Genomic DNA, 8,527 nt, shown 5'->3' with positions numbered 1-8,527 from the left:
GAGCTTGCGTCATTTCAAGGAAGGCCCGGTCTCCATTGGCCACCCGAACTTCCCAACAATTGGCTATTTGTCCTGCGCCAGTGCAGGGCTAACGTAGCGCTACATCCAATTGTTCAGGAGTTCACTATGCAACCGCGTATCGATTTCTATGCCGCGTCCCCTGATGCCTATAAAGCCATGCTGGGCCTGGAGAATGCAGTGTCTAGATTGGGCCTGGAAAAGTCCCTGATCGAACTGGTCAAGCTGCGCTCTTCGCAAATCAATGGCTGTGCGTATTGCATCGATATGCACACCGCCGATGCGCGCAAGGACGGCGAGACCGAGCGGCGCCTGTACGCCGTGACCGCCTGGCGCGAGACACCGTTCTTTACCGGTCGTGAGCGCGCCGCGCTGGCCTGGACCGAAGCCCTGACGCGCCTGAGCGAGACCCACGCGCCCGACGCCGACTACGAACTGCTGAACGAGCACTTCACGCCCAAGGAAATGGTCGACCTGACCGTGGCGATCAACGCCATCAACGGTTGGAACCGGCTGGCGGTGGGCTTTCGGAAAATGCCCGAGGCCTGATGCAAGTCTCGTCACCCCAGGTAGTTTTTGGGTGTGCGCCCGGTCATCAGCTTGAAAAAAGCGATGAAGGCACTGTCGCTGGCGAATCCCAGTTCGAAGGCGCAGTAACTCAGGCTGCGGCCGGTGGCGAGCAGTTCAATGGCGCGCATCAGGCGCCATTGCTGGCGCCACTGTTGATAGCTCATGCCGGTTTCCCTTCTCAAGATCCGTCCGATGGTCCGGCCGCTGGCACCAATCTGCTGTTCCAACAACGCCAGCGGAGGCGGCAGTTGGTCCAGTGTCTGGAGCAGCGGCGTCAAGCGCTTGTCTCGAGGTATCGGCAAAAGCATCGGTTGGTGCGCCGCTTCGCGAATTTCGGCCAGGCACAAGCCCAGCAGATGCGCGTTGCGGCCTTGCGTCCAGGCACTGTCAAACGCTGCATGGGCGATGGGCTCAAGGACGGCGCGCAGCAAGGGCGAAACTTCGATGATGCAGACTCTCGAAGGCAAGTCGACGCACAGTTCTGCCGTCAGGTAGATCGATCGATACTCCACGCTCTGTTGCATCACTGCGCGATGGAGGGTGCCAGGTGGAATCCAGGCCGCCCGCGAGGGTGGCAGCAAGCAGAGCTGTTGTTGCAGGATGATGCGTGTGCAGCCCTGGCCTGTGAAAAGCAGTTGTCCGCGCAGGTGGTCGTGCCAGCCGGAATCGTGATGATCCAGGGTAGCGGCGATGCCAACGACGGGGGCGCTATGGCTGTCGGGGTCGAAGCGGGCATGGGCGTTGAGCCAGGCCATGAAGGTTGTCCGATTTCAAGGATGAGTTGTCAGGCTTGAGATAATACGACAGCCGTTGCGTTTATAGACTGCTCGCCATTCTTCCAGCGAGTGCTGCCCATGACTTCCCGTTCTCTTCTTCTTTTGGCGATTGCTTTGGTGATGTTTCCCCAAATCGCCCAGACCCTTTACAGCCCCGCCTTGGCAGACATCAGTCGAGTTTTTGCCGTCAGCGCGCAGATGGCCGCGCAATTATTGTCGCTATTTTTCCTCGGGTTTGCCCTGGGGGTGGTCGTATGGGGGCGACTCTGCGACCGCGTTGGCCGTCGGCCCGTCATGCTGGCCGGACTGGCCTTGTACGTGGGGGCAACCGTGCTGGCGCTGAACGTGTCGAGCTTCAATGCCTTGCTGGCTTTCCAGGCCTTGGCTGCGTTCGGAGCTGCCGTCGGTTCTGTGGTGACCCAAACGGTGCTGCGCGATCGCTTCCAGGGTGCGGAACTTGGCCAAGTCTTCTCGACCATTGGCATCGCGCTGGCGGCCAGTCCGGCTATTGGCCTGTTCAGCGGCGCAAGCCTGGTGAGCGTTTGGGGGTATCAGGGCGTGCTGGGAGCGCTGCTGGTCTGGTCGCTGCTCCTGCTGCTGTGGTGCGTGCGTGCCTTGCCTGAAACCTTGCCGATCCCTCTTCCTCCAGCGCCGCTGTTGAAAACGTTGGGGCGCATGCTGGCGGACCCGGCGATCTGGCGCTCGTCATTCTTGGTGGCCACATTCAACGTCGCGCTGTTCAGTTACTACAACCTCGCGCCGTTCCAATTCGAACGGCTTGGCTTTAGTCCCACGCTGTTCGGTTACAGCGGTGTGATCCTGGCGTTGGGTTCCGGTCTGGGCGCCTGGCTCAACAAGCGCCTGCTCGCACGGGGGTACGACGGCGAGCAACTGTCAGCCCTGGCGGCGGTCGTGCTGCTGGCGGGCGGGTTGACTGTACAAGGCCTGCTCGACAGCGCCAGTTTCGTTGCGCCGATGTTGCTGGTTGTGCTCGCCTTTGGCATGGCGATCCCCAACGTGCTGGGCGCTGCGCTCGTTCATTACAAGGACTGCCTGGGCACGGCCGGGGCGCTGTTCGGCCTGTTTTATTACGTGTTGATCGGGGGGGCGTTGGTGCTCGCCGCCTGGAGCCAGGCGCTGGGCTGGACCTTGATTGCGTGCGGGACGCTGGCGGTGGGTTTGACGGCGCGTCAGTCACTGATCGGCAAACGCCGGTCATCCCGCGCCGGGAACTAAGCCCGACAGCTTTTCTTCTACCCACCATAGGCGGCCCAAAGCCGTCTTTTGTTAGAGGAGTCGATCATGCAAGTTCAAGTCAACAGCAACCATATCGAAGGCAGTGCCCGTTTGCAGGAGTGGGTCGGCAGTACGGTGGTGGACGCGCTGCACCGTTTCGAGGATCAACTGACGCGCGTCGAAATCCATGTCAGCGATGAAAACGCCCAGAAGGGCGGTGCCGCTGACAAGCGTTGTCAGATCGAGGCCCGTTTACAGGGGCTTCAATCGATGTCGGTGAGTCACAAGGCCGAAAGCCTGGAATTGGCGGTGGAAGGGGCGGCCGAGAAAATGGTCCACGCGCTCGATCACCAGACCGGCAAGATGAACCCCGCCGTCGAATCCATGGGACGCGTGACCGCCCCCGTGGATGAGGCGCCACCGGAAATGGTGGACGCCATGCTGGAAGAAGACTTCCTCGAAAACCAAGAGGCTCGTGGCAAAGAATAAGGAGACGATCATGACCGCTCATCAACCCTTCAGCCGCCAGGTACTGGCCGAGCTCCTGGCGTTCGACGAACAGCCGAGCCTTTCGCTTTACATGCCCACTCACCGCACATTCCCCGAGCGCAGCCAGGACCCGATCCGCTACAAGAACCTGGTGCGCGACCTGCAGACCCAACTGGAACAGCAACACCCGGACATGGACTGCTCGCCTTTGCTCGAGCCATTCCTGGCGCTGGTGGAGGACCAGGGTTTCTGGAATTCCAACCGTGACGGGATTGCCGTGTTTGGTGCACGCGACTATTTCAAAGTGATCGCGGTGAATCACCGTCTGCAGGAATGCGCTATCGTCAACAGCCACCCGTATCTCAAGCCGTTGTTGCGACTGGTCCAATCCACCGAGCGTTATCAAGCGCTTTGCCTGACCCGCAACGAGGTCTGGCTCTATGAAGGCTCCTCGGAACAGTTGGAAAAAATCGAGTTGGCCGAACAGGTGCCGCGCAACCAGAACGAGGCGCTCGGTGACGAACTGACACCGGGTGACCAGCAGGGCTTTCCCAATGGTTTCAGCCGCAGCGGCGAACGCGGCGATGCGATGATGCATGAGGCCGCCGGCGGCGGTAAGCAGGACGAAATCAACCTGGACCGCGAACGGTTCTTCCGCGCCGTGGACAAGGCCATCCTGCAATACCATTCGCAACCGTCGGGCCTGCCGATGATTTTGGTGGCCCTGCCGGAGAACCAGGCGGTGTTCCGTGCCGTCAGTCACAACCCGAACGTGCTGGCGCAGGGCATCGAGGGTGATCCTTCGCGATTCAGTGTGGAAGAGTTGCGTGTCCACTGCTCGAAACTCATGGCCCACAGCCACGCCGACCGCGTCGTCGAAAGCCTCAATCGCTATGGTGTCGCGGTGGGGCAAGGGCGGGCGCTGGACAAGCTGGCCGAGATCGCCAAGGCCGCCTTGGAAGGCCGTGTCGCGCTGTTGCTGGTGGAGGCGGAGCGCCAGGTGCCTGGCCAGCTCGACCTGGACAAAGGCCGGCTGCTGATTGACGAGACGGGCGACGAGCAGGCACCCGATGTGCTTGATGAGCTGATCCTCGCCGTGACTCGCCAAGGCGGGGAGGTCGTCGTGGTGCCGCCCGAGCATGTCATGCCGACCGACACGGGGGCGGCCGCGGTGTGCCGGTTCTGACCTTGCCCTGTGGGAGCGAGCCTGCTCGCGAAAGCGGTGTGTCAGTCAACAATGGTATTGACGGTGAGTCCGCCTTCGCGAGCAGGCTCGCTCCCACACTTTTATTTTGGTGCCAGCCGGTCGGGCGGCGTTTGCTTCCTATTAATAGTAACCATTACTATTCACATCCCGTCCCCACAGCGCGCCGCGATGATCCCCAAGCTGCCCCGCAGACCCGGCTTTTTCGAGCATTACGAAGAGTTGATCGGCACCTGGACCCGTCGCCTGCGCAATCGACAGCAGGCCGAGGACCTGGCCCACGACACCTTCGTGCGGGTGCTCGAATCCGATTCGGCGCAAGTGGAGCAGCCACGGGCCTACCTGCACCAGACGGCGCGCAACATTGCGGTGGACGGCTATCGGCGTGAAGATCGACGGGGCGCCCTGGAGGAAGTGGCGTTCGACACCCCATCGCTTGCGAGCGACCCGGAGCACTACATGCACGCGATCCAACTGGCGGACTCCATCGAGCGGGCACTTGCCGAACTGCCGGCCAACTGCCGCACGGTGTTCGTCTGGCAGAAGATCGAGGGCCTGACCCAGGCGGAAATCGCCGAACGCCTGGGGCTGTCAAAAAACATGGTGGAAAAGTATATGATCCGCACCCTGCGCCATCTGCGGGATCGCCTGGACGGGCCAGGACAATGACCCGTCGTATTCTTCCACCTGAGCCACAGGATCCTTCCATGATGGATAGCCGTGAATGCCCGTGCGGGCAGGGCAGGGTTCGCGACGAGGCGGCGCAATGGTTCGTGCGTTTGCAAAACCCGGTCATGGGCGTCGAGGAGCGCCAGCGTTTCGATGCGTGGTTGGGCGAACACCCTAACCATCGCGACGAGATTCAACTGCTCCAGGGGATCTGGAGCGCAACGGATCTGTTGCCCAAGGAGCGTCTGCAAGCGTTGTGCGAGCGACCCGCCGAACGTGCGAAGCGCCGGCCGCTGCTGCGTTTTGCCGTGGCCGCGGGGTTGCTCGCGGTGGCGGTCGGCTTGGGGCTGTTCAGTGGCCTGGACGCTGCGAGCGATTACAGCAGCGAATTTGCCACCGCGCTGGGTGAGCGTCGGCATGTCGCCTTGCCGGATGGTTCGGCGATCGATCTCAACAGCCGTAGCCACGTGCGTGTCCAGTTCGCCCATCACCAACGCCGGGTGGAACTGGTCGAGGGCGAGGCGCTGTTCAGCGTTGAGCATGACACGGGGCGTCCGTTCACCGTGGACGCGGGCAACGGCCAGGTGACGGTCACCGGTACGCGCTTCGATGTGCGTCGTGATGTCGACGGTTCCCGGGTGGCGGTGGAGCAGGGCAGCGTCCGGGTCCAGGGGCGCGACATGCCCGTCAACCTCACGGCTGGCCTCGGTACCCGGATCGATGCCCGGGGCAAGGTCGCGGCGCCGTATGCGATCAATGCCGGTGAAGTCACCGCATGGCGCAACGGCAAACTGGTGTTCAACAATGCGCCGTTGAGTGAAGTGGCCGAGGAAGTGTCCCGTTATCGCGCCAAGCCCCTGCGGGTTGCCAGTGCATCGGTGGGCAACCTGCGCCTGACCAGCGTGTTTCGTTCGGACAATCCCGAGGCGCTGCTCAAGGCCTTGCCGAACATCCTGCCGGTGGCCGTGCGCACGCTGGATGACGGCAGCCAGGAAATAATTTCGAAATAGATTCAGGTTTTTTTCGAGTTCTTCGTCTTCTTGTCCAACTGCAACTGGTTTGCATTAACAGACGCGTATTATTGCGATTCGACAGGACAAGTTCGACGTGAAAACCTCCGCCAAAAACAACAAACGCCTCCCCGCACGCTGGCTGCCGCTGGCCCTGAGCCTGGCTGTCAGCGCCGGGTTGCCCCAGGCCTTTGCCGACCAGGTCGCCACGGCGATCCATATCCAGGCGCAACCCTTGGACCAGGCACTGAGCCAGTTGGGCCAGCAGACCTCGTTGCAGGTTTTCTTCAATCCGGAACTGGTGGATGGCAAGCGCGCGCCGGCGGTGGAAGGCAACTTGTCCCCGGAGGCGGCGCTCAGCCAACTGTTGCGGGGCAGCGGCCTGCAATACCGGATCGATGAAGGCTCGGTGACCATTCTGCCGGCGCCCACGGCGGGCCCGCTGGAGCTGGGCACCACCGACATCCAGGTGGTTGGCGACTGGCTCGGCGATGCCAATGCCGAAGTGGTGCAGAACCACGCCGGCGCGCGGACGGTGATCCGTCGCGAGGCGATGGTAGAGCAGGGCGCCATGAACGTCGGCGATGTGCTGCGTCGCGTGCCCGGTGTGCAAGTGCAGGACGCCAACGGCACGGGCGGCAGTGATATTTCCCTGAACGTCGGCGTGCGCGGCCTCACCTCGCGTCTGTCGCCACGCTCCACGGTGCTGATCGACGGCGTACCAGCCGCGTTTGCGCCCTACGGCCAACCGCAACTGTCCATGGCGCCGATTTCCTCGGGCAACCTGGACAGCATCGACGTGGTACGCGGCGCCGGGTCGGTGCGCTATGGGCCGCAGAACGTCGGCGGGGTGATCAACTTTGTCACCCGCGCCATTCCTGAAAAAGCCACCGGGGAAATCGGCAGCACCCTGGAAACGTCCCAGCGCGGCGGCTGGAAGCACATCGACACGGCGTTCCTCGGCGGCACCGCTGACAACGGCCTGGGCGTGGCGTTGTTGTATTCCGGCGTCAACGGCAACGGCTATCGCAAAAGCAATAACGACAACGACATCGACGACGTCATTCTCAAGACTCATTGGGCACCGACCGATGTCGATGACTTCTCGCTGAATTTCCACTACTACGACGCCAAGGCCGACATGCCGGGCGGTTTGACCCAGGCCCAGTACGACGCCGACCCGTACCAGTCCGACCGCGACTGGGACAACTTCAGCGGCCGGCGCAAGGACGTGTCCTTCAAGTGGATTCGCGAGATCAGCGATCGCACCCAGGCCGAGGTGCTGACTTACTACTCCGACAGCTACCGTGGCAGCACCATCGCTAACCGGGACCAGCGCAATCTGGTGTCCTACCCGCGCACGTACTACACCTTCGGCATCGAGCCCCGGGTTTCCCATGTGTTTGATTTCGGGCCCACCACCCAGGAAGCCAGTGTCGGTTACCGCTACCTCAAGGAAGGCATGCACGAAGAGGCCAGCCGCCTGGCGCTGCGCAACAACGAACCGGTGGTGCTCCCGGGTTCCGATGGCCACGTCTACCAGGACCGCACCGGTGGCACCGAAGCCCACGCGGTCTACATCGATGACAAGATCGACGTCGGCAAGTGGACCATCACCCCCGGCATCCGCTTCGAAAGGATCAGCACCGGATGGCACGACCGCCCGGTGCTCGACACCGCCGGCAATCCCGTGCAGGAAAAGCGCCGCAGCATCGACAGCAACGAACCGCTGCCGGCCTTGAGCGTGATGTATCACCTGTCCGATGCCTGGAAGCTGTTCGCCAACTACGAAACCTCGTTTGGCAGCCTGCAGTATTTCCAATTGGGCCAGGGTGGTGAGGGCAACAACACCGCCAATGGCCTGAGCCCGGAAAAGGCCAAGACCTACGAGATCGGTACGCGCTACAACGATGACGTGTGGGGCGGCGAAGTGACGCTGTTCTATATCGATTTCGACGACGAATTGCAGTACATCAGCAACGACGTCGGCTGGACCAACATGGGCGCCACCAAGCACCAGGGCCTGGAAGCGTCGGTGCACTACGACATGGCCGCGCTCGACCCGCGCCTTGATGGGCTCACCGCCAGCGCGGGTTTCACCTACACCCGTGCGACGTATGAAGGCCAGATCCCGAGCTTCAAGGGCCGCGACCTGCCGTTCTACTCCCGCCAGGTGGCCACCGTGGGCTTGCGCTACGACGTCAATCGCTGGACCTACAACCTCGACGGCTTCGCCCAGTCCAAGCAGCGCTCACCCGGCAACAGTGTCAATCCTGACGGCAGCTTCAGCGACAACTACATCACCGACGGTAACGCCGATGGCCGGTATGGCGACATGCCTGGCTACATGCTCTGGAACGTAAGGGCCGGTTACGACTTTGGCGAGCAATTGTCGAACCTGAAGGTCGGCGCCGGGGTGAAGAACCTGTTCGATCACCAGTACTACACCCGTTCCAGCGACAACAACTCGGGTATCTACGTCGGTGCGCCGCGTACGTTCTTTGTGCAGGCGAGTGTGGGGTTTTGATCCAGCTCCAAGGTTGAGCGGGACATCT

General features: G+C 62.1%; 8 protein-coding genes. 7 read left to right on the top strand and 1 reads right to left on the bottom strand.

The genetic code is table 11. From position 1 onward, the window contains the following. The first annotated feature begins 126 nt into the window (after positions 1–126). Positions 127–567: a carboxymuconolactone decarboxylase family protein gene (locus tag OC610_RS15860; protein WP_264428928.1), complete on the top strand. Its 441-nt coding sequence runs from the start codon at positions 127–129 to the stop codon at positions 565–567. An 11-nt stretch (positions 568–578) separates the two neighbouring features. On the opposite strand, the gene OC610_RS15855 is transcribed toward OC610_RS15860, so the two are convergent. Then, complete coding sequence (locus OC610_RS15855; protein WP_264428927.1) at positions 579–1,343, bottom strand: AraC family transcriptional regulator; 765 nt, start codon at positions 1,341–1,343, stop codon at positions 579–581. 99 nt (positions 1,344–1,442) lie between these two features. On the opposite strand from OC610_RS15855, the gene OC610_RS15850 reads away from it, so the two are divergent. From OC610_RS15850 to OC610_RS15825, 6 genes are all read left to right on the top strand, one after another. Continuing rightward, a complete protein-coding gene (locus OC610_RS15850; RefSeq protein WP_264428926.1) occupies positions 1,443–2,600 on the top strand; it encodes an MFS transporter in 1,158 nt (385 codons plus the stop codon). Positions 2,601–2,666: 66 nt separating this feature from the next. After that, complete coding sequence (locus OC610_RS15845) at positions 2,667–3,089, top strand: HPF/RaiA family ribosome-associated protein (protein ID WP_264428924.1); 423 nt, start codon at positions 2,667–2,669, stop codon at positions 3,087–3,089. A gap of 10 nt (positions 3,090–3,099) precedes the next feature. Then, positions 3,100–4,275, top strand: coding sequence for a baeRF3 domain-containing protein (locus tag OC610_RS15840; RefSeq protein WP_264428923.1), 1,176 nt, complete (start codon positions 3,100–3,102; stop codon positions 4,273–4,275). A gap of 189 nt (positions 4,276–4,464) precedes the next feature. Continuing rightward, positions 4,465–4,962 (top strand): sigma-70 family RNA polymerase sigma factor, encoded by a 498-nt coding sequence (locus OC610_RS15835; RefSeq protein ID WP_264428921.1) that lies wholly within the window; start codon positions 4,465–4,467, stop codon positions 4,960–4,962. Positions 4,963–5,000: 38 nt separating this feature from the next. Beyond that, positions 5,001–5,972 carry a FecR family protein gene (locus OC610_RS15830; protein ID WP_264428920.1) on the top strand — a complete coding sequence of 324 codons (972 nt, stop codon included), beginning with the start codon at positions 5,001–5,003 and terminating at the stop codon, positions 5,970–5,972. A 97-nt stretch (positions 5,973–6,069) separates the two neighbouring features. Then, positions 6,070–8,499 (top strand): TonB-dependent siderophore receptor, encoded by a 2,430-nt coding sequence (locus OC610_RS15825; RefSeq protein WP_264428918.1) that lies wholly within the window; start codon positions 6,070–6,072, stop codon positions 8,497–8,499. Positions 8,500–8,527 lie beyond the last annotated feature (28 nt).

Origin of the sequence: Pseudomonas agronomica (genome assembly GCF_025917275.1) — a bacterium.
GTDB lineage: Bacteria > Pseudomonadota > Gammaproteobacteria > Pseudomonadales > Pseudomonadaceae > Aquipseudomonas > Aquipseudomonas agronomica.
Note: the sequence above shows the minus strand (reverse complement) of the source record. Positions and strands in the feature narration are given on the sequence as shown.

Excerpts from the sequence above, each read along its gene's own strand:
- OC610_RS15860 (WP_264428928.1), top strand. The coding sequence starts at position 127 with ATGCAACCGCGTATCGATTTCTATGCCGCGTCCCCTGATGCCTATAAA.
- OC610_RS15855 (WP_264428927.1), bottom strand. The coding sequence starts at position 1,343 with ATGGCCTGGCTCAACGCCCATGCCCGCTTCGACCCCGACAGCCATAGC.
- OC610_RS15850 (WP_264428926.1), top strand. The coding sequence starts at position 1,443 with ATGACTTCCCGTTCTCTTCTTCTTTTGGCGATTGCTTTGGTGATGTTT.
- OC610_RS15845 (WP_264428924.1), top strand. The coding sequence starts at position 2,667 with ATGCAAGTTCAAGTCAACAGCAACCATATCGAAGGCAGTGCCCGTTTG.
- OC610_RS15840 (WP_264428923.1), top strand. The coding sequence starts at position 3,100 with ATGACCGCTCATCAACCCTTCAGCCGCCAGGTACTGGCCGAGCTCCTG.
- OC610_RS15835 (WP_264428921.1), top strand. The coding sequence starts at position 4,465 with ATGATCCCCAAGCTGCCCCGCAGACCCGGCTTTTTCGAGCATTACGAA.
- OC610_RS15830 (WP_264428920.1), top strand. The coding sequence starts at position 5,001 with ATGATGGATAGCCGTGAATGCCCGTGCGGGCAGGGCAGGGTTCGCGAC.